Consider the following 25,917-nt stretch of genomic DNA (forward strand, 5'->3'; position numbering starts at 1 on the left):
GCATGGTCGCGAACCCCTCGCTCAACTCGGTGATGATCCTGGCCGGCGGCACCGGCGGGCACATCTTCCCGGCGCTGGCGGTGGCGAAGGTGCTGCGCCGGCGCGGCGTGCCGGTGACCTGGCTCGGCGCCGACGGGTCGATGGAAACCCGGCTGGTGCCGCAGCACGGCATCGACATCGACACCGTCGCGATCAGCGGCCTGCGCGGCAGGGGCAAGCTGGCCCTGCTCGGCGCGCCGCTGCGCGTGCTCAACGCGGTGGTGGCCGCGGGCAAGGTGCTGAAGCGCCGCGCGCCGCGCGTGGTGGTCAGCTTCGGCGGTTTCGCCGCCGGCCCCGGCGGCATGGCCGCGCGGCTGCAGGGCCGCGCGCTGCTGGTGCACGAATCCAACCGCGCGCCCGGCTTCACCAACCGCGTGCTGGCGAAGTTCGCGCGGCGGGTGCTGGTCGGCTTCCCCGGCAGCGGCCTGCCGCGCGAGGAAGCGGTCGGCAATCCGGTGCGCGAGGAGATCGCCGCGCTGCCGCCGCCGGCACAGCGCTTCGCGTCGCGCGCGATGGAGGCGGGCGATGCGCCGGTCCGCCTGCTCGTGCTCGGCGGCAGCCAGGGCGCGCGCGCGTTGAACGACGCCCTGCCGCGCGTGCTGGCCCAGCTGGGCGATTCCGATATCGAAGTGCGCCACCAGTGCGGCGAGAAGCTGCGCGCCGAGGCCGACGCGGCCTATGCGCGGGCCGGGGTGAAGGCCAGCGTCGAAAGCTTCATTGCCGACATGGCCGGCGCGTACGCATGGGCCGACCTCGTCGTCTGCCGTTCCGGCGCCTCGACCCTGGCGGAACTGTGCGCGGCCGGCGTCGGCAGCGTGCTGGTGCCGTTCGCCGCGGCGGTCGACGACCACCAGACCCGGAACGCGCAATACCTCGCCGAACACGGCGCGGCGCTGCTGCTGAAGCAGGACGGGCAGCTCGCCGCGAACCTGCAGCCGGTGCTGCGCGAACTGGTTTCCAACCCGGGCAAGCGCCTGGCGATGGCCGAAGCCGCGCGCGCGCTGGCCAAACCCGATGCGGCCGAGCGCATCGCCGACATCATCCTCCAGGAGTCCGCACCATGATGGCCCCCGCGCGCGAGCGCCGCCTGCAGAACACCGGCAACCTCGCCGAGGTCTTCCGGCGCGTGCATTTCGTCGGCATCGGCGGTTCCGGCATGAGCGGCATCGCCGAGGTGCTGTGCACGCTGGGCTACGAGGTCTCCGGTTCGGACAACGCCGACAACGCGACCACGCGCCGCCTCGCGTCGATCGGCGCGCGGGTGATGCGCGGGCACAACGCGGCGAACGTGCTCGGCACCGACTGCGTGGTCGTGTCCAGCGCGATCAAGCCCGACAACCCGGAACTGATGGAGGCGCGCAGCCAGCGCATCCCGATCGTGCCGCGCGCGGCGATGCTGGCCGAACTGATGCGCTTCCGCCGCGGCATCGCGGTCGCCGGCACCCACGGCAAGACCACCACCACCAGCCTGATCGCGTCGGTGCTCAGCGAAGGCGGCCTCGACCCGACCTACGTGATCGGCGGGCAACTGCTCGCCGCCGGCGCCAACGCCAAGCTCGGCGGCGGCCAGTGGCTGGTCGCCGAGGCCGACGAAAGCGACGGCAGCTTCCTGCGCCTGAGCCCGCTGATGGCGGTGATCACCAACATCGACGCCGACCACCTGGAGAACTACGGCAACGATTTCGCCCGGGTCAAGGCCGCGTTCGCCGAATTCCTGCAGCGCCTGCCGTTCTACGGACTGGCGGTGCTGTGCATCGACGACCCGGAAGTCGCCGCGCTGGCCGCGGAGACGCCGCGCCACGTGATGAGCTACGGCTTCGCCGGGAACGCCGACGTCCGCGCCGAGGACGTCGTGCAGGACGGCGCGCGGATGCGCTTCACCCTGCGCCTGCCCGAGGACGTCGGCGTGCCGGTGTCGCTGGCGTTGCCGGGCCGCCACAACGTGCAGAACGCGCTGGCCGCCGCCGCGATCGGCTGGCAGCTGGGGGTGTCGCCGCAGCACATCGCGGCCGCGCTGGAGAAGTTCGCCGGCGTCGGCCGCCGCTTCAACGACCTCGGCGAAGTGACCACACCGGGCGGTGCGAAGGTGCGCATCGTCGACGACTACGGCCACCACCCGAAGGAACTGGCGGCGGTGTTCGCCGCCGCGCGCGGCGGCTGGCCGGACAGGCGCCTCGTGGTCGCGTTCCAGCCGCATCGCTACAGCCGCACCCGCGACCAGTTCGACGCGTTCGCCGCGGTGCTGTCCGACGTCGACGCCCTGGTGCTCAGCGAAGTCTATCCCGCGGGCGAGGCGCCGATCGCCGGTGCCGACGCGAAGTCGCTGGCGCGTGCGATCCGCGCGCGCGGGCGCAACGAACCGGTCGTGGTCGGCAAGGTCGCCGACCTCGCCAGCGTGCTGCCCGACGTGCTGAAGGACGGCGACCTGCTGCTGATGATGGGGGCGGGCGACATCGGCCACGTCGCACAGCAGATCGCGGCGCACGGATTCGAAACGGCGGGGCACCAATGAGCGAGGCATCCGTGACGAACGCCGGTTTCCCGCCACTGCGCGTTACCGACCCGAAGGCCTTCGGGCGCGTCGCCGTGCTGCTCGGCGGCGACTCCAGCGAGCGCGAGGTATCGCTGAATTCCGGGGGCAACGTGCTCGAGGCGCTGCGCGCGCGCGGCGTCGATGCGCACGCGGTCGACGGCATTCCCGCCTTGCTGGAGGAAATCCGCGCCGGCAGGATCGACCGCGTCTTCAACATCCTGCATGGCGGCGACGGCGAGAACGGCGTCGTGCAGGGCCTGCTCGACGCGCTGAAGGTCCCGTACACCGGCTCCGGCGTGCTCGGCAGCGCGCTGACCCTCGACAAGATCCGCACCAAGCAGGTGTGGCTGTCGCTGGGCTTGCCGACGCCGAAGTACAAGCGCCTGGCGAAGGGCGACGACGTCGATGCGGCGGCGAAGGAAATCGGCCTGCCGCTGATCGTCAAGCCGTCGATGGAAGGCTCCAGCGTCGGCGTGTCGCGGGTGTTCGACGCCGCCGGCCTCGGCGACGCGGTCGCGCTGGCCGCGCGCTACCCCGGCGAGCTGCTGATGGAGCAGATGGTGGTCGGCGACGAGCTGACCGTCGGCATCCTCGGCGACGTCGCGCTGCCGTCGATCCGGATCGTGCCCAAGGGCCAGTGGTACGACTACCACGCCAAGTACGTCGCCGAGGACACGCAGTACCTGTGCCCCGGCCTCGATGGCGGCGACGAAGCCGAAATCCGCCGCCTCTCGCTGGCCGCGTTCCAGGCCGCCGGCTGCAGCGGCTGGGGCCGCGTCGACGTGATGCGCGACCGCGCGACCGGCGGCTTCTACCTGCTCGAGGTCAACACCGCGCCGGGCATGACCAGCCATTCGCTGGTGCCGAAGGCGGCGGGGCAGGTCGGCGTCGGTTTCGAGGAGCTGTGCTGGCGGATCCTCGAGCAGACGATGCCGGAGGCGGGCGCGAGATGAACACCGCGCTGCGCCTCTTCGCCTGGCTGCTCGCGATCGCGCTGGTCGCGCTGCCGGTCGTGGCCGTGGTCAACGGCTGGGTCGGCGCCGAGCGCTGGCCGCTGACCCGGCTGCGCGTGCACGGCGAACTCGAGCGCGTCGATGCCGCGCAGCTGCGCGCGGCGGTGCTGCCGCATGCGCGGCGCGGCTTCTTCGCCGTGCGCCTGCAGGACGCGCAGGACGCGGTGCAGAAGCTGCCGTGGGTCGAGCGCGCGGAGGTGCGCAAGCGCTGGCCGGACGTGCTCGAGGTCAGCATCGTCGAGCACCGTCCGTTCGCGCGCTGGGGCAAGGACAAGCTGCTGTCGGAAAGCGGGAGCCTGTTCCCGCTGCCCGCGGGCCTGCCGGTCGCCGGGCTGCCGCAACTCGGCGGGCCGGATTCGCGCGCGCGGGAAGTGGTCGCGCTGTACAACGAATCGAAGCGGCTGTTCGCGCCGCTCGGCCTGGAGGTGCGCGCGCTGGCGATGGACGCGCGCGGCAGCTGGTCGCTCGAACTCGACAACGGCGCCGAGGTCGTGATCGGCCGCGCCGACGCGCGGCCGCGCCTGGCGCGCTTCGCGCGGATGCTGCCGCAGCTGCTGTCGCGGCATCCGCAGCCGCTGAAGCGCGCCGACCTCCGCTACACGAATGGATTCGCGCTCAGTTGGGGCGCGGCCGCACCGCAATCGAACGCGTCGCAACCGGCGCAGGCAAGCATGGCATGAACAGAAAAGGCGACAAATCGCTGATCGTCGGGCTCGACATCGGCACTTCCAAGGTCACCGCGCTGGTCGGCGAGTACTCGCCGGGCAACCCGATCGAGGTGATCGGCATCGGCACGCACGAATCGCGCGGACTCAAGCGCGGCGTGGTGGTCGACATCGAATCGACCGTGCAGTCGATCCAGCGCGCGGTCGAGGAGGCCGAGCTGATGGCCGGCTGCGAGATCCGCAGCGTCTACGCGTCGATCTCCGGCAACCACGTGCAGTGCAAGAATTCGCCCGGCATCGTCCCGATCCGCGACGGCGAGGTGACCTGGAACGACCTCGACCGCGTGCTCGAGGCGGCGAAGGCGGTGGCCATCCCGGCCGACCAGCGCATCCTGCACGCGATCCCGCGCGAGTACGTGCTCGACGATTCGCAGGAGGGCATCCGCAACCCGGTCGGCATGACCGGCGTGCGCCTGGAGGTGCACGCGCACCTGGTGGTCTGCGCGCAGTCGGCCGCGGCCAACATCAGCAAGTGCGTGCAGAAGTGCGGCCTGCAGATCGACGACCTGATCCTGTCGTCGCTGGCCTCCAGCGTCGCGGTGCTGACCAGCGACGAGCGCGAGCTCGGCGTGGTGCTGGTCGACCTCGGCGCCGGCACCACCGACATCGCGGTGTTCGTGCAGGGCGCGATCTGCCACACCGCGTCGCTGCCGATCGCCGGCGACCACGTCACCAACGACATCGCGCACATGCTGCGCACGCCCACGCCCGAGGCCGAACAGATCAAGGTCCGCTACGCCTGCGCGCTGGCGCAACTGGCCACGGCCGAGGAAAGCATCCAGGTGCCCAGCGTCGGCGACCGCCCGCCGCGGCGGCTGCCGCGGCATTCGCTGGCGCAGGCGGTACAGGGCCGCTACGAGGAGATCTTCGAGATGGTGCAGGCCGAACTGCGCCGCTCCGGCTTCGAGGAGCTGGTCCGCGCCGGCATGGTGCTGACCGGCGGCGCCTCGAAGATGGAGGGCGTGGTCGAACTGGCCGAAGAGATGCTGCAGATGCCGGTGCGCGTGGGCATCCCGCAGCACGTCACCGGCCTCGGCGAAGTGGTCGGCAACCCGGTGCATGCCACCGGCGTGGGCCTGCTGCTGATGGGCAGCCAGATCGAGCACCCGCGGCGGCCGTCGCTGCCGACCGGCAGGGCCGGCAGCTTGTTCAAGAAATTGAAGAACTGGTACCGCGGCGAGTTCTAGGCCGCGCGGTTCGGTTTTCCCGTCCGCGAAGGCGCGGACGGGCGCAGGCAGGAAGAGGCAGTGCATTTGCAACACCCCGAGCAACACAACCTATAACTAAATGAGGACTACGGACATGGCGCATTTCGAACTGGTTGAAAAAATGGCTCCGAACGCGGTGATCAAGGTCATCGGCGTCGGCGGCGGCGGCGGCAACGCGGTCGCGCACATGGTCAGCAGCAGCGTGGAGGGCGTGGAGTTCATCACCGCCAATACCGACGCGCAGGCGATCAAGAACTGCGGCGCCAAGCTGCAGCTGCAGCTCGGCGGCAACGTCACCAAGGGCCTGGGCGCGGGCGCGAACCCGGAAGTCGGCCGCCAGGCCGCGCTCGAGGACCGCGAGCGGATCATCGAGGCGCTGGACGGCGCCGACATGGTGTTCATCACCGCCGGCATGGGCGGCGGCACCGGCACCGGTGCGGCGCCGGTCGTGGCGCAGCTGGCCAAGGAGATGGGCGTGCTGACCGTCGCGGTCGTGACCAAGCCGTTCCCGTTCGAGGGCCGCCGGCGCATGCAGGTGGCGCTGAAGGGCATCGAGGAACTGAGCCACCACTGCGACTCGCTGATCACCATCCCGAACGAGAAGCTGATCACCGTGCTCGGCCGCAACGCGACGATGATCCAGGCCTTCCGCGCCGCCAACGACGTGCTGCTCGGCGCGGTGCAGGGCATCGCCGACCTGATCGTGCGCCCGGGCCTGATCAACGTCGACTTCGCCGACGTGCGCACCGTGATGAGCGAAATGGGCCTGGCGATGATGGGCACCGGCCACGCCCGCGGCGACGACCGTGCGCAGGCCGCGGCCGAGGCGGCGATCCAGAACCCGCTGCTCGACGACGTCAACCTGTCCGGCGCCAACGGCATCCTGGTCAACATCACCGCCGGCCCGGACTTCACCATGGCCGAGTTCGACGAAGTGGGCCGCACCATCGAGGGCTTCGCTTCCGAGGACGCGACCGTGGTCGTCGGCACCGTGCTCGACCCGGACATGCAGGACGAAGTGCGCGTGACCGTGGTCGCCACCGGCCTGAACCGCGCCGCGGCGCGCCAGCCGGTCACCCGCGTGGGCGGCGGCGAGCGCGCCGACTTCGGCGGCAGCTTCCGCGAGCCGATGCGCGCGCCGATCAAGCTGGTCCGCGACGCCACCACCGGCCTGGCGGTGGACGCCTACGCGCCGGCAGCGGCCGACCCGGTGCAGAGCGCGGTCGGCGGCCTCGGCCTGCGTCGCGCCGCCGCGGAACCGGCGACCACGCCGACCGCGGACCTGCCGCCGATGGGCGACTACCTGGACATCCCGGCTTTCCTGCGCCGCCAGGCGGACTGAGGCGGGCGCAAGTGTGGCAACCCTCTTCCCGCCCGCGGGAAGAGGGAGGAAGATCCATGTCCCGACTTGCTGCCGGGCCGATACGGCCCGGCAGGTTTTCGCGACTTCCCGCCATGGCGGCCCCCGACCTGAACGGCCACGCTGGCGGCCTCGTTTCACTGCTGGAACGATGTGATTATTCCGTTAAGATTCATCGTTCTGCGTGCTATTCTCGCGCCCGAATCCGAGCTTCCAGGCCCCTCCCTCCACCGATGTCCCAGCAGCGCACCCTGAAGAACGTGATCCGCGCCACCGGCGTGGGATTGCACAGCGGCGAAAAGGTCTTCATGACCTTGCGCCCGGCGCCTGTGAACACCGGTATCGTTTTCCGCCGCATCGACCTCGATCCGGTGGTCGAGTTGCGCGCCGACGGCACCCTGGTCACCGAAACCACGTTGTGCACCGGCCTCAGCCGCGACGGGGTCAAGGTGCTCACCGTCGAACACCTGATGTCGGCGCTGGCCGGCCTCGGCGTCGACAACGTCTACGTCGAACTGTCGTCGGCCGAGCTGCCGATCATGGACGGTTCCGCCGCGCCGTTCGTGTTCCTGCTGCAGTCCGCCGGCGTCGTCGAACAGGGCGCGCCGAAGCGCTTCATCCGCGTCACCAGGCCGGTCGAGGTGCGCGACGGCGACAAGATCGCGCGCTTCGAGCCGCACGACGGCTTCCGCCTCGGCTTCACCGTGCAGTTCGACCACCCGGCGATCCCGGCGGCGCAGTCGCGCGCCGAAGTCGAGTTCTCGACCGCGGCCTACATCAAGGAAGTCTCGCGCGCGCGCACCTTCGGCTTCATGCGCGACCTCGAATACATGCGCGAGCGCAACCTCGGCCTCGGCGGCTCGATGGACAACGCGATCGTGCTCGACGAGTTCCGCGTGCTCAACGACGACGGCCTGCGCTACGCCGACGAATTCGTGCGCCACAAGATCCTCGACGCGATCGGCGACCTGTACCTGGCTGGGCATCCCATCCTGGGCGCCTACGAGGGCTACAAGTCCGGCCACGCGCTCAACAACAAGCTGGTGCGCGCCCTGCTGGCCGAGACCTCGGCCTGGGAAGAGGTCAGCTTCGACGATGCCTCCGGCGCCACGCCGGTCGCCTACGGCACCCCCGCGCTGGCGGGCTGAGTCCGCCCCATCCGGCGGCCCGGCCCTCGTTCGTGACGGGTTTGGCGCTTGGGGTGCGATCCGCGAACCCTCCCCCGGTCGACCGGTTTGGCACTTGTCCGAACTGTGAATCCGGCAGCCGGCCAGTCAGCTTCCTTAACTTAAAACTAACGAATACCTAACGATTGCCGCCGGTTTCGCCGGTAACATCGCGGCGGTCCCGGCAACCGCTTTTCACCTGCGGCGGCCGGAAGACCGTGGAGTGGTATTCGGTCCCGCGGAGTCGGGATCGTCCAGGGAAGCCAGGGCGGCCTGCAGCGCCTCGCGCGAGGCGGCCGACATGGGCAATACGTTGCGCACCGACGCCGCGCCCGGGGTTGCCGGCACGGTGCCGATCTTGGCGGTCGCTTCGGTGACGGCCAACCCGATGGATTGGGCAAGGTTGACGAGTACGGGGGCGACGAGGCGCAGTTTGGCCCGCCATACCGGGGAATCGACCAGAAAAACGAGTCTGCCGTTCGCGACGTTGGCCAGCCGGCAATGGTTGGCCAATTCGGGCGGCAGGCAGGGGCGAAGTTGCTGTTCCAGCGCGTCCAGCCACAGGGCACGGCGCACCGGATCGGAAGTAGCCCCCGACAGCGCGGCCTGCAGGGCCGGGGTTGGGGTCGACGAACGATGCGGATGGGACTTCGAATCTGACATCGGACCTATGACCTTTCAAACCATCGTAAACAATTCCCGGACCCGCTTGGCGCATTGCAAGGCCGAACTTTCCTACCGGGTCCGCTACGCCCTGCATTACCGTCCGTTCGCCAGCATCGCCGTGCTGCTGGCCGTCGGCGTGGTCGCCGGCGTCGGCACGCGCAGTGCGCTGGGCATGGGCCAGGTCTGGCTGCTGCAGGCCAAGGCCGCCAAGCAGCAGGCCGAGCTGGAACGCGTGCGCGAAGGCGCGCAGCAGGAAATCAACGCGCTGGCCGCGCGCCTGGGCGAGCTGCAGGCGCAGGCCAACCGCCTCAATGCGCTGGGCGAGCGCCTGACCCGCATGGGCCAGCTGGAGGACGGCGAATTCGACTTCGAGGAGCCGGTCGGCATCGGCGGCGGCGACAGCGACGAAGTCCACGACATGTCGCCGACCGAACTGAACCGCCAGCTCGCCCAGCTCGAGCAGGGCTACGCAACGTCGGACAAGCAGCTGTCGGTGCTCGAGGCGCTGCTGTTCAACCGCCAGCTGGACCGCAACGCGGTGCCGTCGGGCGCGCCGGTCAACAGCTACGTCACCTCGGGCTTCGGCGGCCGCGCCGATCCGTTCGGCCGCGGCGGCCAGTTCCACAAGGGCATCGATTTCAAGGCCTCGGTCGGCGACCCGGTGCGCGCGGTGGCCGACGGCGTGGTCAGCTTCGCCGGGGTCAAGGGCGGCTACGGCAACGCGGTCGAAGTCGACCACGGCAACGGTTACGTGACCCGCTACGCGCACAACTCGCGGCTGAGCGTGAAGGTCGGCGACCTGGTCCACGTCGGCGACGAAGTGGCCAAGGCCGGCTCCACCGGCCGCTCCACCGGCGCGCACGTGCACTTCGAGGTCTGGGAGAACGGCCGCGTGGTCAACCCGCGCAAGTTCCTCGGCAACGGCCCGACCCCGGTCGGCGTGGTGAAGCGGGGTTGATGCGCAACGGACGGGTTGATTCCCGGCCCGTCGTCCCAAGCTACAATAAGCAGTTGCCAGACAGGGCGCCTCGCGCCCTGTTCTGTTTTGGGGGCGGGTTCATGGCCCGCCCGCCGCTCCTTTCCAACCGGTTCCCGTAAATGATCAACAGCATGCTCACCCGTGTCTTTGGCAGCCGCAACGAACGTCTGCTGAAACAGCTCCAGCGCATCGTCGCGAAGATCAACGCGCTGGAACCGGAGCTGGAGAAGCTCTCCGACGAGCAGCTCAAGGCCAAGACCCCGGAGTTCCAGCAGCGCATCGCCAACGGCGAATCGCTGGACAAGGTCCTGCCCGAGGCCTTCGCGGTCTGCCGCGAGGCCGGCAAGCGCGTACTGGGCATGCGCCACTACGACGTGCAGCTGATCGGCGGCATGGTCCTGCACCTGGGCAAGATCGCCGAGATGCGCACCGGCGAAGGCAAGACCCTGGTCGCCACGCTGCCGGTGTACCTCAACGCGCTGCAGGGCAAGGGCGTGCACGTGGTCACCGTCAACGACTACCTGGCGCGCCGCGACGCGGCGTGGATGGGCAAGCTGTACAACTGGCTGGGCCTGAGCGTCGGCGTGGTCTACCCGGGCATGCCGCATTCGGACAAGCACGCCGCCTACGCCGCCGACATCACCTACGGCACCAACAACGAGTTCGGCTTCGACTACCTGCGCGACAACATGGCGATGTCGAAGCAGGACCGCTACCAGCGCGGCCTGCACTACGCCATCGTCGACGAAGTCGACAGCATCCTGATCGACGAGGCGCGCACGCCGCTGATCATCTCCGGCCCGGCCGACGAATCGCCGGAGCTGTACCTGCGGGTCAACCGCATCGTGCCGCAGCTGACCCGGCAGAAGGACGAGGAAGCCGAAGGCGACTACTGGGTCGACGAGAAGTCCAAGCAGGTGCACCTGTCCGAGGCCGGCCAGGAGCACGCCGAGGCGCTGCTGCACCAGGCCGGCATCCTCGGCCAGGACGACAACCTGTACGCGCCGCACAACCTCAGCGTGGTCCACCACCTCAACGCCGCGCTGCGCGCGCACGCCATCTACCAGCGCGACGTCGACTACATCGTCCGCGACGGCGAGGTGATCATCGTCGACGAGTTCACCGGCCGCACCCTGGTCGGCCGGCGCTGGTCCGACGGCCTGCACCAGGCGGTCGAGGCCAAGGAAGGCGTGCCGGTGCAGCGCGAGAACCAGACGCTGGCCTCGATCACCTTCCAGAACCTGTTCCGCATGTACGGCAAGCTGTCGGGCATGACCGGCACCGCCGACACCGAGGCCTACGAGTTCCAGAGCATCTACGGCCTGGAAGTGGTGGTGATCCCGCCGAACAAGCCGACCATCCGCAAGGATTCGCCGGACCAGGTGTTCCTGAACCGCAAGGGCAAGTTCAACGCGGTGCTGGCCGACATCCAGGACTGCCACCAGCGCGGCCAGCCGGTGCTGGTCGGCACCACCTCGGTGGAAACCTCCGAGATGCTGTCCGAATTCCTGCGCCAGGCCGGCGTGCCGCACGAGGTGCTCAACGCCAAGCAGCACGAGCGCGAGGCGCAGATCGTCGCCAACGCCGGCCGTCCGGGCGCGGTGACCATCGCCACCAACATGGCCGGCCGCGGCACCGACATCGTGCTCGGCGGTTCGCTGGAAGCCGAGCTGGCGGCGTTGCCGGAAGACGCCACGCCGCTGGACAGGGAAAAGCTCCGCCGCGAATGGCAGAAGCGCCACGACGCGGTCAAGGCCGCCGGCGGCCTGCACATCGTCGGCACCGAGCGCCACGAGAGCCGCCGCATCGACAACCAGCTGCGCGGCCGCTCCGGTCGCCAGGGCGACCCGGGCAGCTCGCGCTTCTACCTGTCGCTGGAAGACAACCTGATGCGCATCTTCGCCTCCGACTGGGTGCAGAAGGCGATGCGCATGATCGGCATGAAGGAAGAGGACGTCATCGAGGACCGCCTGGTCACCCGCCAGATCGAGAAGGCGCAGCGCAAGGTCGAGGCGCACAACTTCGACATCCGCAAGAACCTGCTCGACTACGACGACGTCAACAACGACCAGCGCAAGGTCATCTACGCCCAGCGCGACGAGCTGCTGGAAGCCGAGTCAGTGAAGGACAACATCGACGGCATCCGCGGCGACGTGGTCGCCGACATCGTCGAGGGCCACGTGCCGGCCAATTCGATCGACGAGCAGTGGGACCTGCCCGGCCTGCAGGTGGAACTGGCTTCCGAGCTGGGCCTGGACCTGCCGGTCGCGCAGTGGCCGCAGCAGTTCGAGGAGCTCGACGCCGAGCGCATCGAGCAGCGCGTGCAGGAGGCGGTGGCGGCGCACTTCGACGAGAAGGAGGCCGCGATCGGCGCCGAGACCATGCGCATGCTCGAGAAGCACGTGATGCTGAGCGTGCTCGACAAGAACTGGAAGGAGCACCTGGCGCGGATGGATTACCTGCGCCAGGGCATCCACCTGCGCGGCTATGCGCAGAAGCAGCCGAAGCAGGAGTACAAGAAGGAAGCCTTCGAGCTGTTCTCGGAGATGCTGGACAACGTCAAGCGCGAGGTCGTGACCCTGCTGGCGCGGGTGCGCATCCGCACCGAGGACGAGGTCGCCGCGCTGGAGGCGCAGGAGCGCGCGCAGGCGGCGGCGCAGGCGCAGGCCCTGCAGTTCCAGCACGCCGAGGCCGGCGGCTATGGCGCCGACGAAGAGGCCGAACAGGTGCGGGCGGCGCTGGCGGCGCGGCCGGTGCAGTCGCCGTTCGGCTACAAGGGCGGCCGCAACGATCCGTGCCCCTGCGGCAGCGGCAAGAAGTTCAAGCACTGCCACGGGCAGCTGGGGTAAGAATGGCCTGCCTGCGCGGCATTGCCGTGCGGGCCATTCCATTCGAACGCCCGGCGCGCTGCGCCGGACCGGGCAAGCACAGACCCGATATGACCCGACATCGCCCCCGCCAGCCGGGGGCGATGTCGTTCCAGCCCCTTGGAATCGTGGCGCGCTCCAGCGTGGCGGCGCAGGAACCGGGTGCGCGTCACACTCGCACGATTGCACCCGTAACCGACTTCCCGGCAAGCTAGCCGCATGGACCAACCGATCCGCTCGATCCATGTCGTCGCCGGCGTCATCACCGATGCGCGCGGGCGGGTATTGCTGGCGCGGCGCAGCGGCGGGCGCGACATGGCCGGGTTGTGGGAATTCCCCGGCGGCAAGCGCGAGGCGGGGGAGACGTCCGAGGCGGCGCTGGTGCGCGAACTGCGGGAAGAACTCGGCATCGAGGCCGAGGTCGGCGAAGCGCTGATCGAGGTGCCGCAGCTGTACCCGGACAAGCGCCTGCGCCTGGAAGTGCGGCGCATCACCGGCTGGAAGGGCGCGCCGCGCGGCCACGAGGGCCAGGCGCTGGCCTGGGTCGCGCCGGACCGGCTGACTTCGTACGCAATGCCGCCGGCGGACCGTCCGGTGGTGGGCGTGCTGCTGCACCCGGACCGCTACCTGGTGACGCCGGAACCCGCCGCGGACGACGAGGCCTGGCTGTCCGCGCTGGAGCGGGCGCTTGGCGCCGGTGCCGCGCGCGTGCAGTTGCGCATGCGCCAGGCGGCGCCGGCGCGCATGCGCAGCCTGGCCGAACGCGCGATCGCGCTGTGCCGCCGGGCCGGCGCCGACGTGCTGCTCAATGGCGATGCGCAGCTGGCGCGCGAGTTGGGCATCGGCGTGCACCTGCGCGCGACGCAGCTGCGCGAGGCGATCGGGCGGCCGCTGCCGAAGGAATTGCCGGTCGCCGCGTCCTGCCACGACGCCGGCGAGCTGAAGGCCGCGCAGCGCATCGGCTGCGATTTCGCCGTGCTCGGCCCGGTGCGCGAAACCGCGACGCACCCGGGCGCCGACGCACTGGGCTGGGAATCCTTCGCCGCGCTGCGCGAAGCGGTGTCGTTGCCGATCTACGCCATCGGCGGCCTTTCGCCGGCCGATATCACCGCGGCGCGCGGGCAGGGCGCGCAGGGCATCGCCGCGATCCGGTCGCTGTGGCCGGCGTGATGGCTCTTTCCTTTGTAGGAGCGGCGCAAGCCGCGACCGCGGAACCGTCCAGGTCTGCGGAATTGTTCGCGGGGAGCTGGTACATGGCGGTCGCGGCTTGACCAGACATTCGTCTGTTGAAAACCGCCGCTCCTACAGGGGGATGACGCGACCGGAACCGCCCGGGCCTGCGGAACCGTCCGCGAAGCGCTCGGTGATGGCGATCACGCTCACGTCGCTCCTGCACCGGCGGCGGCCAGCGCGCGGTAGCGCGCGTCCATCTCGTCCGCGGCGGCTTCGAGGTCGGCCAGGCTGCCGTCGTTGACCACCACGTCGTCGGCGATCGCCAGCCGCTGCGCGCGCGTGGCCTGCGCGGCGATCATGCTGTCCGCCAGCGCCGCGTCGATGCCGTCGCGCTGCATCAGCCGTTGCCGTTGCGTCCCGGCCGGCGCGTCGACCACCAGGATGCGGTCCAGCCACGGATAGTTCGTGCGCCCGCCTTCGGCCAGCAGCGGGATCGCGGCGATGGCGTAGGGGCTGGCGGCGGTCGCGCAGAGTTCGTGCAGGCGCATGCGCACGACCGGGTGCAGGATCGATTCGAGCGCGCGCTTGTCGTCCGGGCTGGCGAAGATGCGCCGGCGCAGCGCGGCGCGGTCCAGGCGGCCGTCTGCGCCGAGGATGCCGCTGCCGAAGCGATCGACCACCGCGGCCAGCGCCGGCTGGCCGGGTTCGACGATTTCGCGCGCCACCACGTCGGCATCGGCAATGGCGATGCCGCGCGCGGCGAAGGCCTGCGCCAGCGCGCTCTTGCCCGAGGCGATGCCGCCGGTCAGTCCGATCAGGTAGTCGCTCATGTAGAGATGATGCCCCGTCCCCTGTTTGCAGGGAAAGGCCGGGATGGGGGGGTGTAGGAGCGGCGTAAGCCGCGACCGCCATGCCCGAGCGCTCTGCGGACGGTTCCATCAGCCCGGACGGTTCCCGGTCGCGGCTTACGCCGCTCCTACAAAGGCAAAAGCTCAGCGCAATCCGGCGAAGCGCAGGTAGGCGCCGACGAGCTGGTCGCCCCAGAAGAACACGATCCAGCCGGCGACGGCCAGGTACGGGCCGAACGGGATCGGGGTCGCGCGGTCGCGGCCCTTCGCCGCCAGCCAGATCGAACCGATGATCGCGCCGACCAGCGACGACAGCAGCACGATCGGCAGGATGCCCTTCCAGCCGCACCACGCGCCCAGCGCCGCCAGCAGCTTGAAGTCGCCGAAGCCCATGCCTTCCTTGCCGGTCAGCTGCTTGAACAGCCACCACACCGCCCACAGCGACACGTAGCCCAGCGCCGCGCCGATCAGCGCCTGCTTGGCCGGCATGTACAGGTTGTCCATGCTGCCGACCAGGCCCAGCCACATCAGCGGCAGGGTCAGCTGGTCGGGCAACAGGCGCGTGCGCAGGTCGATGCCCGACAGCGCGATCAGGAAGCAGGTCAGCACCACCGCGCCGAAGCCCTGCCAGCCGAAGCCGAAGCGCCACACGCAGGCCACGGTCAGCAGGCAGGTCAGCAGTTCCACCAGCGGGTATTGCGGCGAGATCGGCGCCTTGCAGTAGCGGCACTTGCCGCGCAGCGCCAGCCAGCTGAACAACGGGATGTTCTCGAACCACGCCAGCCGGTGCTTGCAGTGCGGGCAATGCGAGGGCTCGACCACGATGCCCGGCGGCGGGGGTTCGTAGGTGTCGGGCTGCTCGAGGATCTCGTGCGCGTCGCGCCGCCACTGCCATTCCAGCCGGCGCGGCAGGCGCAGGATCACCACGTTCAGGAAGCTGCCCACCAGCAGGCCGAGCCCGGCCGCGAGCGGATACCCCAGCCCGGGGTTCTGGTCCAGATAAGCCATGCGGGCGGCCTACGCGGGCGTCAGATGGTCGCGGCCAGCTTGAAGATCGGCAGGTACATGGCGATGACCATGCCGCCGACCAGGATGCCCAGCACAACCATGATCATCGGTTCGATCAGGCTGCTCAGCGCGTCGACCGCGTTGTTGACTTCCTGTTCGTAGTACTCGGCGACCTTGATCAGCATGGTGTCGAGCGCGCCGGCTTCCTCGCCGATCGCGGTCATCTGGATCACCATGTGCGGGAACAGCGCGGTCTGCTTCATCGCCATGTTCAGCGGATAGCCCACCGACACGTCATCTTTCATGCGGTGCACGGCCTTCTCGTACACGGTGTTGCCGGTGGCGCCGGCCACGGTATCCAGCGCTTCCACCAGCGGCACGCCGGCCTTGAAGGTGACCGCGGTGGTGCGGGCGAAGCGGGCGATGGAACTGTTGTGCATGAGTTCGCCGATTACCGGAACCTTGAGGATCATGCGGTCCAGGAAATGCTGGAACGCCAGCGAACGCTTCTTGAAGAAGATGAAGGCGAAGATGGCGCCGCCGGTTACGATCAGCGCCAGCCACCAGTAGGACACGGCGACGCGCGAACAGGCCATGACTGCCTTGGTGAAGGCAGGTAGTTCGGCGCCGAAGTCCGCAAAGGTCGCCTCGAACTGCGGGACCACGAAAATCAGCAGGACCGCGCTGACCAGGATCGCCACGGCGACAGTCATCGCCGGGTAGAACAGCGCCTTCTTGATCTTGCCCTTCAGCGTCTCGATGTTTTCCTTGTAGGTGGCGATGGTGTCCAGCACGGTTTCGAGCACACCAGCAGCCTCGCCGGCCTTCACCAGGTTGCGGTACAGCTCGTCGAACTGTACCGGGTGCTTGCTGATCGCCTCGTGCATCGACGAGCCGCCCTCGATGTCGGCGCGCAGGTCGCCGACCAGCTTCTTCATCCGCACGTTCTTCTGTCCGCCGCCGATGATCTCCAGCGCCTGCACGATCGGCACGCCGGACTTCATCATCGTCGCCATCTGCCGGCTGAAGAACGCGATTTCCTTCGGCGTGATCGGCGAGCCGGCCTGGCCGAACAGCGGCTTGGGCTTGGGCTTGACGACGTTCGGGGTGATGCCCTGGCGGCGCAGTTCGGCACGCAGCAGGTTGGCGTTGCGCGCCTCCTGCTCGCCCTTCATCTTGATCCCGCGCTTGTCGGTGCCTTCCCAGACGAAGGGCACCAGCAACTTGGTGTCGCGGGCGACAGGAACGCTTTTCTTGGCGGCGCTGCGGGTTACGGCCATGAGTTTTCCCCGGTTCCGGGCCAGTTCGGCCACGGTCATCGAAATGCATGGTAACGCGTTATTCCGGCAAGGGAACTACCGGATGTGACGGCTGGCAGGGTTTGCCCGGCATCCGTTCGCGGAACCGGGCGCAGGAGCGACCCCCGCCTTCGCGGGGCAGGCCCTGCCCGCGGCAGGGGCCCGTCCGGGCCTGTGGCATTATCCGCGGGGCGCAGGGATATGGCGGTCGCGGCCCACGAATTTGTAGGAGCGGCGTGAGCCGCGACCGGGACCCGTCCGGGCCTGTGGCGCTGTCCGCGGCGCGCTGGGACATGGCGGTCGCGGCCCACGAATTTGCAGGAGCGGCGTAAGCCGCGACCGGGACCCATTCGGGCCTGCGGCATTGTCCGCGGCGCGCTGGGACATGGCGGTCGCGGCCCACGAATTTGCAGGAGCGGCGTAAGCCGCGACCGGGACCCATTCGGGCCTGTGGCGCTGTCCGCGGGGCGCTGGTACATGGCGGTCGCGGCTTACGCCGCTCCTACAGGGTTTTTCTGACCCGCGGTTTGGGGCACTGCCGATGGGCGGGCCGATTCGGTTCGCGGATCATCCGGCCATGAACACGACCCGGCCAGATCCCCACCCCGGCCATGCCGCCTTGCGCAAGGGACGGGTGTCCTTACCCAACCATGTCTATTTCGTGACTTTCATCACCCGGGGCAGGCGGCCATTGTTCCGGGACGGCGATCTGGCGATGGCAGCATGCAGGGCCATGTCGGATCGGCGGATATGGTCGGATGCGCAACTCCTGGCGTGGGTGTTGATGCCGGACCATTGGCATGGCCTGATCCAGGTCGGCGCAGATGGCGATTTGTCCGGGACCATCCGCCGGTTGAAGTGCAATTCTGCCGGACAGGTGCGGGCAGAATTTCCGGGTTTGGGCCCGGTGTGGGCCCGCGCATTCCATGATCGCGCCGTGCGCGCCGAGGACGATCTGCTGGCCGCCGCACGCTATCTGATCATGAATCCGGTACGTGCGGGTTTGGTCGACAAGGTCCGCGATTACCCGTTCTGGAACGCTTGCTGGTTGTGACCCCGTAGGAGCGGCGTGAGCCGCGACCGGGAACCGTCCGGCCGTGCGGAATCGTCCGCGGCGCGCCAAGCGATGGTCGCAGCCCGCGAATTTGTAGGAGCGGCGTAAGCCGCGACCGGAAACCGTCCGGGCCTGCGGCATTGTCCGTGGAGCGCTGGGACATGGTGGTCGTGGCCCACGAATTTGTAGGAGCGGCGTAAGCCGCGACCGGGAACCGTCCGGGCCTGTGGCGCTGTCCGCGGCGCGCTGGGACATGGCGGTCGCGGCTCACGCCGCTCCTACATCAATCCTTGGTGACGCGGTTGATCTCGGCCAGGCTGGTCACGCCCTGCTTGACCTTCCACAGCGCCGACTGGCGCAGGTCGCGCACCCCGGCCTTCTGCGCGGCCGCGGCGATCTGGATGGCGTTGCCGCCTTCCAGCACGATCTCGGCGATCTCGTCGGTCATCGGCATCACCTGGTAGATGCCGGTGCGGCCCTTGTAGCCTTCGGTGCATTCCTCGCAGCCGACCGCGTCGTACAGGGTGAAGCCCTCGCGCAGTTCGGCCTCGGTGAAGCCCTCGGCCAGCAGCGCGTGCTCGGGCAGCTCCACCGGCTTCTTGCACTTGGTGCACAGGCGCCGCGCCAGGCGCTGCGCGATGACCAGGGTCACCGAGCTGGTGATGTTGTACGGGGCGATGCCCATGTTCATCAGGCGGGCGATGGTCTGCGGTGCGTCGTTGGTATGCAGGGTGGACAGCACCATGTGGCCGGTCTGCGCGGCCTTGATCGCGATCTCGGCGGTTTCCAGGTCGCGGATTTCGCCGACCATGATCACGTCCGGGTCCTGGCGCAGGAAGCTGCGCAACGCCGCGGCGAAGGTCATGCCGCGCTTGGTGTTCTGCTGCACCTGGTTGACCCCGGGCAGGCGGATTTCCACCGGGTCCTCGACCGTGGAGATGTTGCGGTACTCGTCGTTGAGGATGCCCAGCGCGGTGTACAGCGACACGGTCTTGCCCGAACCGGTGGGGCCGGTCACCAGCACCATCCCGTAGGGCTTCTCGATGGCGTCCTCGAACAGCTTCTGCTGGTCCGGTTCGTAGCCCAGCTTGTCGATGCCCAGCTTGGCCGCGCTGCCGTCCAGGATGCGCAGCACCACCTTCTCGCCGAACAGGGTCGGCAGGGTGCTGACGCGGAAGTCGATCTGCTTGCTCTTGCTCAGGTTCAGCTTGATGCGGCCGTCCTGCGGCACGCGCTTCTCGGCGATGTCCAGCTGCGCCATCACCTTCAGGCGCGCGGCGATGCGCTGGTTCAGTTTTACCGGCGCCCGGGCGATCTGCTTGAGGATGCCGTCGATGCGTACGCGTACCCGGTAGTCGGTTTCGTACGGCTCGAAGTGGATGTCCGAGGCGCCGCGGCGGATCGCGTCGACCAGCACCTTGTTGACGAACTTCACCACCGGCGTGTCGTCGCCCTTGGCATCAACGCCTGTGTCGCCACCGGTCAAGTCGTCGTCGCCGCCGCTGACGTCCAGGTTGTCCAGCCCTTCGTCGTCGTCGCCGAGCGCGCTGCCCAGCGATTCGGAACTGCTCCACTGGTCCAGCGCGCGCTGCAACTGGTCGTCGGCGACCATGATCGGTTCCACCGCCAGGTTGGTGTGGAACTTGATGTCGTCCAGCGCGCGGGTCTGGGTGGGGTCGGAGATGCCGACGAACAGACGGTTGCCGCGCTTGAACAGCGGCAGTACCCGGTACTTCTGTAGCAGTTCCTCGCTGACCAGCTTCAGGGCGTTCTGGGTGCGGTCGAAGGCGGTCACGTCCAGCAGCGGGATGCCGAACTCGAGGGCATTGGCTGCGGCCATCTGTGCCGGCGCGACCAGCTTCTTCTCGGCCAGCCACTGCGCCAGTGGCACCTTGGCCTCGCTGGCGTTGGCCATCGCGGCGCGGGCGGCGGTTTCGTCCAAGGCACCGTCCATGACCAGGCGGCGGGCGATGCCGGTGATACCGACAAGATTGACAGCGGCGTTCATGGACCCGGATCCCCCCGTAAATCGGCCTACAGGTATTTCTCCCCTGCAGGAAGATACCAGCAAGCGACGTGCCAGGCACGGTCGACCGAACGTGAACGGGGTCGCAGTGCAGGGGTGCCGGCCCCGTTCCGGCCGGCGCCCATCGGCAATTGCAGTATCCTGTCTGCGAACGATGCCGTTGGGGGGAAGGGTTTGGAGATCAGCGTCGTACTGCCCGCCAAAAATGAGGCCGCCGGCTTGCGCCGCACGCTGCCGGCGTTGCGGGCGCAATTGCCGAATGCCCAGATCATCGTCGTCGACGACGGTTCCAGCGACGAAACCGCCTTGGTGGCAGCCGAGCACGGCGCCATCGCGCTGTCGTCGCCGTATTCGATGGGCAACGGCGCGGCGATCAAGCGTGGAGCGCGTGTGGCCACCGGCGAGGTTATTGTGTTCATGGACGCCGACGGCCAGCACGACCCGGCCTGCATTCCGCGCCTGCTGGGAAGACTGAGGCAGGGTTACGACATGGTGGTTGGGGCGCGCGACTGGGCAGGGCAGGCCGGCGCGCACCGCGGCGTGGCCAATGCCTTCTACAACTGGTTGGCCACGCGCATGACCGGGTTCGAGGTGAAGGACCTAACGTCCGGGTTCAGAGTGGTGCGGGCGGACAAGTTCCGCGAGTTCCTTTACATGTTGCCGAACGGGTTCTCGTATCCGACCACCAGTACCATGGCCTTCTTCCGCAGCGCCTATGCGGTGGCCTATGAGCCGATCCCGGTAGCGAGGCGCATCGGCCGCAGCCACATCCGCCCACTGCGCGATGGCGTCCGCTTTCTACTGATCATCTTCAAGATTGCCACGCTGTATTCGCCGCTGAAGCTGTTCGCGCCGACGGCAGTGATGTTCTTCCTGGTCGGCTTGGGCTACTACGTTTATACCTTCCTGGCCCAGCATCGCTTCACCAACATGAGCATGCTGCTGTTCAGCGCGGCGGTGATCATCTTCCTGATCGGGTTGATCTCTGAGCAGATCACCGCGTTGACGTACAAGCGAGATGAGTGAGGAAAGCTGATGAAGAAAGGGAAGTGTTAATTATGATGAGTAGACTGGATGGCTTCAGTACATATATGCATGCCTCTGCCTGATTCTGTCACTCGGGGTGTTTCTGTGATTTGGCGCTTCCTTGGCGCTGCGGCTGAATATCCCTTCGGCACCGAGCATGGCGGGTATTTGAGCAATGCGTGCGAACAGTGCTGCCGGGGTGTTTGCCGGGGCGATTGCGTGTGGTGTTGAGTCATGTCGCTGCTTGTGCTGATAGGAACAAAAGCGCAGTTCATTAAGATGGCCCCGGTTCTGCGCGAGATGGATAAACGTTTAGTGCCGTATCGATTGGTATACACCGGACAGCACAGTGAAACATTCGATCTGCTAGAAGCCGCATTCGGCACCCGTCCTCCGGATGATGTGTTGGTCCCTGATTTCGAAGCGGCAACGCACCGCAGCTTCCTGTCTTGGATTTTCCGCTATTGGCAGGCTGTGCTGGTCCGGATGCGTTCGGATGCATGGAAGGGCGTGAGCCTTGGGCTGGTGCATGGAGACACGGCTTCAACGCTATTTGGAGCGATCGCCATTCGCTTCGCTGGCGGCATGGTCGGGCATATCGAAGCAGGCTTGCGCTCGCCGCGACTGCTTGAGCCGTTCCCAGAAGAAATCATTCGTCGCTTGGTATCGCGCATGTCGCATCTGCATTTTGTTCCAGACGACAACGCAGAAAGGAATCTTGCCGGTGTCGGCGGCCGCGTGATCCATACACAGGGAAATACCCTGAAGGACGCATTGGCGATGTCCCTGCAGCGGCTGTCGGAGAGCGAGCGATCTGGTGGCAATGGCGGTTATGCCGTCGTATCCATGCACCGCAGTGAGAATCTCTCCAGCAAGGCGGTCTTTGACATGCTGATGGGTGCGGTGATCGATGCTGCAGAAGTTGTCCCGATCAAGTTCGTCCTGCATCCGGCTACGCGGGAAAAGATTGGTGCGAGCGAATGGTTGGCCCGCCTCCAGCGGGTTCCTGCGCTGGAACTGCTGGAGCGCATGGACTACCCGGATTTCGTCAGATTGCTAGTGGGCGCCCGCTTCCTGATGACCGATGGGGGCAGCAATCAGGAAGAAGCCGCCATGATGGGGTTGCCCACCCTCCTTTTAAGACGCACGACCGAACGGATGGACGGTGTTGGTGGCGTCGTGGAGGTGTCCGGGCTCGATCCGGTTCGAATTCGCGAATTCGTGAATCGACATGCACAAGGTGGCTGGAGCCTGCGCTTGATCGATGGCGGTTCGCCGACCGGCGTCCTGGTGGATGTCCTGCAGGCATATGCATGACGAAGGGTGCCGACCGCGCTTCTATGGCCCGGCGCATTATCCCCACCCTCGTATTCTTGGTGGGCGTTGGGTTCTGCCTTTCACTGGCTTGGAAGTTGGGTGCGAGGACAGTAGGCGGCGTTCCGAGCGTCCGTGCCATCGAATGGGCGGGATTGAGCATCTGGATGATCGTGCAATTGCTGCTCTCTGCGGCAGCATGGCAAAAATACTGGTTCTCCTTCGTATCGATGCGTTTGCCGTGGGCGGCCGCTTTTCGCCAACTGGGGCTTCTGCTGATAGGGAAATACGTTCCCGGCGGCGTGTTCGGCTTTTTGGCACGGTTATATTCGGGAGACGGTACGACGCGCGCAAGGCAACTTGCGGCCGGCCTGGCGGAGCAAATGATCGGCGCGGGCATGGCGATTTCGTTGGGAGGGTTGTTCTATCTGGCGACCAGGTTGCACCATGTCGCCATATTGCTCGCCATCCCGGTGCTACCCTTGCTTGCAACGGGCGCCATCCTGTTGGCGTCGAAGGCAGGGAACAGGTTCCCGCGTCTGTCAGTGATGCCAGGGTTCCACGTCCGTTCCTTGTTGGTTGCGGCAGCGCTTTGCTTAATTCAGCAATTGCTGTGGTCGTTGCTGGTCGGTTGGTTGTCGTGGCGCTTGTTCGATGCTTCTTGCAGCATCATCCTTGGCGTGGTTGGATCGTTCGGCCTGGCGGTGGGGGCGGGGGTGTTGGTGTTGATTTCGCCCGGAGGCATTGGCGTACGGGAGGGAGCCATGGTCGCGCTTTCCGGCGAGTGGCTGGGTTTGGAGCGTGCGTTGTTGCTGGCGAGTCTTCTAAGACTGGCGAGCGTGGGACTGGACTTGCTGGCTGGCTTGTTTGCGTTATTTTCGAACGGACACAGGCCGAAAGCGCAACTGGATAAATCATGAAATTCATTGGGAAATGGCTTCCCTTGCTTTCGTTCAGAGGGTCTAGTGATTACTGGCGTAGGCGCTATCGCTATGGCGGCGATTCGGGTACCGGTTCCGCCGGAGAATCTGCCGACTACAAGGCGAAGGTGCTCAATCGATTCGTGGTCGAGCATGAGGTATCCAGCCTGATCGAATTCGGCTGTGGCGACGGTCGCCAACTGGCGCTGGCCCGGTACCCATCCTACCTGGGCATCGACATCAGTCCCGATGCCGTTGCGCTGTGCCGCGAGAAATTCGCCACGGATCCCGGCAAGGCATTCATGCTGGCAGACGATTATCGCGGACAGACCGCGGACGCGGCGCTGTCGCTGGACGTGATTTTCCACCTGGTCGAGGATGGCGTGTACCGCGCCTACATGGACCGGCTGTTCGCGGCAGCCGACAAGTACGTCGTGATTTATTCCACGGTCGATGAGGCCGGAGGACGCACTCTGCGCCATGTGCGCCATCGCAAGGTGGCCGATGACGTGGCGTTCTGGTTTCCGGCGTTTGAGCGCATGTCGTCCTTCGAGGCGACGCTGGCGCCGCCGGACCCGTCCTGGAACGAGGGCGCGCGTTTCCTGCTGTACGCGCGCAAGTGAGGTTTGCGGGCCGGCTGGCCGTTCGCAAGACCTTGAATGTCCTGCCGCTCCAATGATTTGAAGGTTGCTACTGCCATCCCGCGGCTCAAGTTGCCGCGGGATCCCCGCCTGCAGTCGAGTTCATGGCGCGCCGCCGCCGCTCTTCCCGTTTGATCCTTGCTCCTTGGCCTTCAGCAGATTGGCCTCGAAGGTCCGCACCTCGGGATAGTCGGGATGCCAGGCGGGCGTGGTGGCCTTGAGCCGGGACAGCATGTCCTCGGCGGATTCGAAATCGCCGAGGTACAGGTCGAGATAGGCAACTCGGAGCCGGAGATCGGTCGTCTGAGTTTCTTCCGGGATGCCGGCGATCAGCGTCCGTTGCAAGCGTGGGTCGCTCTCCATCTGCGCCTGCATCACCTGGAAGAACGTTTGCCCGAGCGGCAGTCGTCGTGACCTGTAGAGCGCCGTTGCATCGTCGACATGGGCGCGGAACGCAGCGTCGAAGCCGGGCTGGCAACGGTGGCTCAGCAGCAAGGACAGGGTCGCCCCATACAGGTAATCGTTGCGGATCGAGAAATCGTCGGGGTGCGTCCGGATGTGGCGCCGCATGTCATCCCAGCGCACCGGGGTTCCCGCCTTGCAGCCAAGGAACATGTCGTACAGCAGGAGCCCGTAGTGATCGGGATTGGCGCCAATCGCCGCTTCTACCCGCTGGTATGCCAGGTCGTCGCGGCCGTTGTTGCTTTCAAGGCGCGCCATTTCCAGCTGTGCGCGGGCGGAGTTGGGATGATGCCGGGCTTCGAACGCGATGAATTTCACGTCCGTGGACCAGGTGTCGCTGCGGATCGAAGTCAGTCCAGCCATCAGCACCACCAGCACCGCGCCGGTCGCGACGGCCGTGCGGGCCGAGATCGCTTTCCCCAGCGTGGCGACGCCGCGGGCCAGCAGCAGCATGGGGCCCAGCAATGCCAGGTAGTTGCGGTGCTCGAACTTGAGTTCGAGCGGCAGGACGGTGGATTCGAGCAGATGGCAGGCAAGGAACCAGTAGATGGCGAACGTGACGAACGGATAGCGCCTGCGCACCAGCGCCGCGGCGGATGCCATGGCCAGCAGTACCAGGGGGGCAATCCACCAGCCGGCAGTGGAGAGCCGGATCACGGGAGTGTCGTCGAGCAGCAGTCCCATGCGCTGGGGCAGGGGGACGAAAATGCTGGTCAGGTAGTCGAGCAGGATCCAGGATTCCGAAATCAGCCGTTCGAGCGGCGCGAAATGGCGGCCCGAATAGCCCGCCGAAATCTTGGGCCACAGCGCCACGGCAGCCGCAAGGCCCGCCAGCACGGGCAGGTACACGGCGGTCCAGGCGAAGACCCGCTTGCCCGGCGTGTCGCGGAAAGTTTCGCGGCTGGCATCGGGCACGGCCAGCCAGATCGCCAGCAGCATGAAAGGAACCAGCGCGCCGGTTTCCTTCGACAGCAGGGCCAGTACGGCCAGCAATCCGACGATCGCGGTCCGCAGCACGCCGCTGGCGGGCGTGCGCAGCGCGCCCGGGCGCAGCAGCGGGGCCACGGCGGCGGTCACCGACAGCAGGATGAAGGTGCCGGACAGCAGGGTCATGCGCTGGACCACGTACAGCACGCTGCTGACCTGCAAGGGATGGAGGGTCCACAGCATTGCCGCCAGCAGGGCCATGTACTTCGTGGTGTTGGCTTGGTCGGGCCGGGGGGAAAGTGCGCCGGCGATCAGGATGCACAGCCGCCACAGCAGGAAGCCGTTGATGCCGTGGACCAGCAGGTTGAACAGCTTGAAGCCGAACGAGTGCCCGTCGCCCATTGCCTGCTGCAACAGCAGTGTCAGGTTGGATATCGGGCGTAGCAGCAAGCCGGACGGGTTGTTCAATATGCCCCGGTAGACATTGCCCAGATCCAGCTGGTCGATGCGCAGGGTTTCCAGGTTGGCCAGGTCGTCCAGCAGGAACGGGCCGCTGAGTCCCGGGACGAAAACCAGCAGGCAGGCCGCCAGCGCCAGCAGTGGCAGAAGGATGCGAGTGGCTTGGCGCCAGTCCATGCGGATAGTCCTGGGAGGTGCCGGGATC

General features: G+C 67.5%; 21 protein-coding genes. 15 read left to right on the top strand and 6 right to left on the bottom strand.

What is annotated here, in order from left to right:
- Positions 1 to 2: 2 nt before the first annotated feature.
- The 7 genes from murG (at position 3) to lpxC (ending at position 8,026) form a co-directional block, all read left to right on the top strand.
- On the top strand, positions 3 to 1,103 hold the full coding sequence (gene murG / locus CSC71_RS08875) for an undecaprenyldiphospho-muramoylpentapeptide beta-N-acetylglucosaminyltransferase (RefSeq protein WP_343037684.1): 1,101 nt from the start codon (positions 3 to 5) through the stop codon (positions 1,101 to 1,103).
- The gene (gene murC, locus CSC71_RS08880) at positions 1,100 to 2,551 is read left to right on the top strand and encodes a UDP-N-acetylmuramate--L-alanine ligase (protein WP_162374008.1); all 1,452 of its coding nucleotides are present in this window, start codon (positions 1,100 to 1,102) and stop codon (positions 2,549 to 2,551) included. The genes murG and murC overlap by 4 nt, the downstream gene beginning before the upstream one ends.
- A complete protein-coding gene (locus tag CSC71_RS08885) occupies positions 2,548 to 3,525 on the top strand; it encodes a D-alanine--D-alanine ligase (RefSeq protein WP_211367944.1) in 978 nt (325 codons plus the stop codon). Before murC ends, CSC71_RS08885 begins: the two co-directional genes overlap by 4 nt.
- On the top strand, positions 3,522 to 4,265 hold the full coding sequence (locus CSC71_RS08890) for a cell division protein FtsQ/DivIB (protein ID WP_162374009.1): 744 nt from the start codon (positions 3,522 to 3,524) through the stop codon (positions 4,263 to 4,265). The genes CSC71_RS08885 and CSC71_RS08890 overlap by 4 nt, the downstream gene beginning before the upstream one ends.
- Positions 4,262 to 5,497 carry a cell division protein FtsA gene (gene ftsA, locus CSC71_RS08895; RefSeq protein ID WP_162374010.1) on the top strand — a complete coding sequence of 412 codons (1,236 nt, stop codon included), beginning with the start codon at positions 4,262 to 4,264 and terminating at the stop codon, positions 5,495 to 5,497. Before CSC71_RS08890 ends, ftsA begins: the two co-directional genes overlap by 4 nt.
- Before the next feature lie 115 nt (positions 5,498 to 5,612).
- Positions 5,613 to 6,860 carry a cell division protein FtsZ gene (ftsZ, locus tag CSC71_RS08900; protein WP_162374064.1) on the top strand — a complete coding sequence of 416 codons (1,248 nt, stop codon included), beginning with the start codon at positions 5,613 to 5,615 and terminating at the stop codon, positions 6,858 to 6,860.
- Between the two features lie 251 nt (positions 6,861 to 7,111).
- Complete coding sequence (lpxC, locus tag CSC71_RS08905; protein WP_162374011.1) at positions 7,112 to 8,026, top strand: UDP-3-O-acyl-N-acetylglucosamine deacetylase; 915 nt, start codon at positions 7,112 to 7,114, stop codon at positions 8,024 to 8,026.
- 213 nt (positions 8,027 to 8,239) lie between these two features.
- Here lpxC and CSC71_RS08910 read toward each other — a convergent pair whose 3' ends face one another.
- Positions 8,240 to 8,707, bottom strand: a complete 468-nt coding sequence (locus CSC71_RS08910; protein ID WP_162374012.1) for a DciA family protein — start codon at positions 8,705 to 8,707, stop codon at positions 8,240 to 8,242.
- 7 nt (positions 8,708 to 8,714) lie between these two features.
- On the opposite strand from CSC71_RS08910, the gene CSC71_RS08915 reads away from it, so the two are divergent.
- From CSC71_RS08915 to CSC71_RS08925, 3 genes are all read left to right on the top strand, one after another.
- Positions 8,715 to 9,668 carry a M23 family metallopeptidase gene (locus CSC71_RS08915; protein WP_162374013.1) on the top strand — a complete coding sequence of 318 codons (954 nt, stop codon included), beginning with the start codon at positions 8,715 to 8,717 and terminating at the stop codon, positions 9,666 to 9,668.
- 140 nt (positions 9,669 to 9,808) lie between these two features.
- The gene (gene secA, locus CSC71_RS08920) at positions 9,809 to 12,538 is read left to right on the top strand and encodes a preprotein translocase subunit SecA (RefSeq protein WP_162374014.1); all 2,730 of its coding nucleotides are present in this window, start codon (positions 9,809 to 9,811) and stop codon (positions 12,536 to 12,538) included.
- Between the two features lie 237 nt (positions 12,539 to 12,775).
- Complete coding sequence (locus tag CSC71_RS08925; RefSeq protein ID WP_162374015.1) at positions 12,776 to 13,726, top strand: Nudix family hydrolase; 951 nt, start codon at positions 12,776 to 12,778, stop codon at positions 13,724 to 13,726.
- 209 nt (positions 13,727 to 13,935) lie between these two features.
- Here the strand turns inward: CSC71_RS08925 and coaE are convergent, their stop codons facing one another.
- The 3 genes from coaE to CSC71_RS08940 form a co-directional block, all read right to left on the bottom strand.
- Positions 13,936 to 14,559 (bottom strand): dephospho-CoA kinase, encoded by a 624-nt coding sequence (gene coaE / locus CSC71_RS08930; RefSeq protein ID WP_162374016.1) that lies wholly within the window; start codon positions 14,557 to 14,559, stop codon positions 13,936 to 13,938.
- 162 nt (positions 14,560 to 14,721) lie between these two features.
- Positions 14,722 to 15,585: a prepilin peptidase gene (locus tag CSC71_RS08935; RefSeq protein ID WP_162374017.1), complete on the bottom strand. Its 864-nt coding sequence runs from the start codon at positions 15,583 to 15,585 to the stop codon at positions 14,722 to 14,724.
- A gap of 20 nt (positions 15,586 to 15,605) precedes the next feature.
- A complete protein-coding gene (locus CSC71_RS08940; RefSeq protein WP_162374018.1) occupies positions 15,606 to 16,865 on the bottom strand; it encodes a type II secretion system F family protein in 1,260 nt (419 codons plus the stop codon).
- A 595-nt stretch (positions 16,866 to 17,460) separates the two neighbouring features.
- Here CSC71_RS08940 and CSC71_RS08945 point away from each other — a divergent pair.
- Positions 17,461 to 17,937, top strand: a complete 477-nt coding sequence (locus tag CSC71_RS08945) for an REP-associated tyrosine transposase (protein WP_162374019.1) — start codon at positions 17,461 to 17,463, stop codon at positions 17,935 to 17,937.
- A gap of 283 nt (positions 17,938 to 18,220) precedes the next feature.
- Here the strand turns inward: CSC71_RS08945 and pilB are convergent, their stop codons facing one another.
- Positions 18,221 to 19,945, bottom strand: coding sequence for a type IV-A pilus assembly ATPase PilB (pilB, locus tag CSC71_RS08950; RefSeq protein WP_162374020.1), 1,725 nt, complete (start codon positions 19,943 to 19,945; stop codon positions 18,221 to 18,223).
- 192 nt (positions 19,946 to 20,137) lie between these two features.
- On the opposite strand from pilB, the gene CSC71_RS08955 reads away from it, so the two are divergent.
- From CSC71_RS08955 to CSC71_RS08970, 4 genes are all read left to right on the top strand, one after another.
- Entirely contained in the window at positions 20,138 to 20,989 is an 852-nt protein-coding gene (locus CSC71_RS08955; RefSeq protein ID WP_162374021.1) for a glycosyltransferase family 2 protein, read from the top strand.
- 234 nt (positions 20,990 to 21,223) lie between these two features.
- Positions 21,224 to 22,306: a UDP-N-acetylglucosamine 2-epimerase gene (locus CSC71_RS08960; RefSeq protein WP_162374022.1), complete on the top strand. Its 1,083-nt coding sequence runs from the start codon at positions 21,224 to 21,226 to the stop codon at positions 22,304 to 22,306.
- Positions 22,307 to 22,458: 152 nt separating this feature from the next.
- Complete coding sequence (locus CSC71_RS08965; protein ID WP_162374023.1) at positions 22,459 to 23,223, top strand: lysylphosphatidylglycerol synthase domain-containing protein; 765 nt, start codon at positions 22,459 to 22,461, stop codon at positions 23,221 to 23,223.
- On the top strand, positions 23,220 to 23,846 hold the full coding sequence (locus tag CSC71_RS08970) for a class I SAM-dependent methyltransferase (RefSeq protein ID WP_162374024.1): 627 nt from the start codon (positions 23,220 to 23,222) through the stop codon (positions 23,844 to 23,846). Before CSC71_RS08965 ends, CSC71_RS08970 begins: the two co-directional genes overlap by 4 nt.
- A gap of 120 nt (positions 23,847 to 23,966) precedes the next feature.
- Here CSC71_RS08970 and CSC71_RS08975 read toward each other — a convergent pair whose 3' ends face one another.
- Positions 23,967 to 25,889 (bottom strand): hypothetical protein, encoded by a 1,923-nt coding sequence (locus CSC71_RS08975; RefSeq protein WP_162374025.1) that lies wholly within the window; start codon positions 25,887 to 25,889, stop codon positions 23,967 to 23,969.
- Between the last annotated feature and the right edge of the window lie 28 nt (positions 25,890 to 25,917).

The organism is Pseudoxanthomonas sangjuensis, from assembly GCF_010211755.1.
GTDB classification, from domain to species: domain Bacteria; phylum Pseudomonadota; class Gammaproteobacteria; order Xanthomonadales; family Xanthomonadaceae; genus Pseudoxanthomonas_A; species Pseudoxanthomonas_A sangjuensis.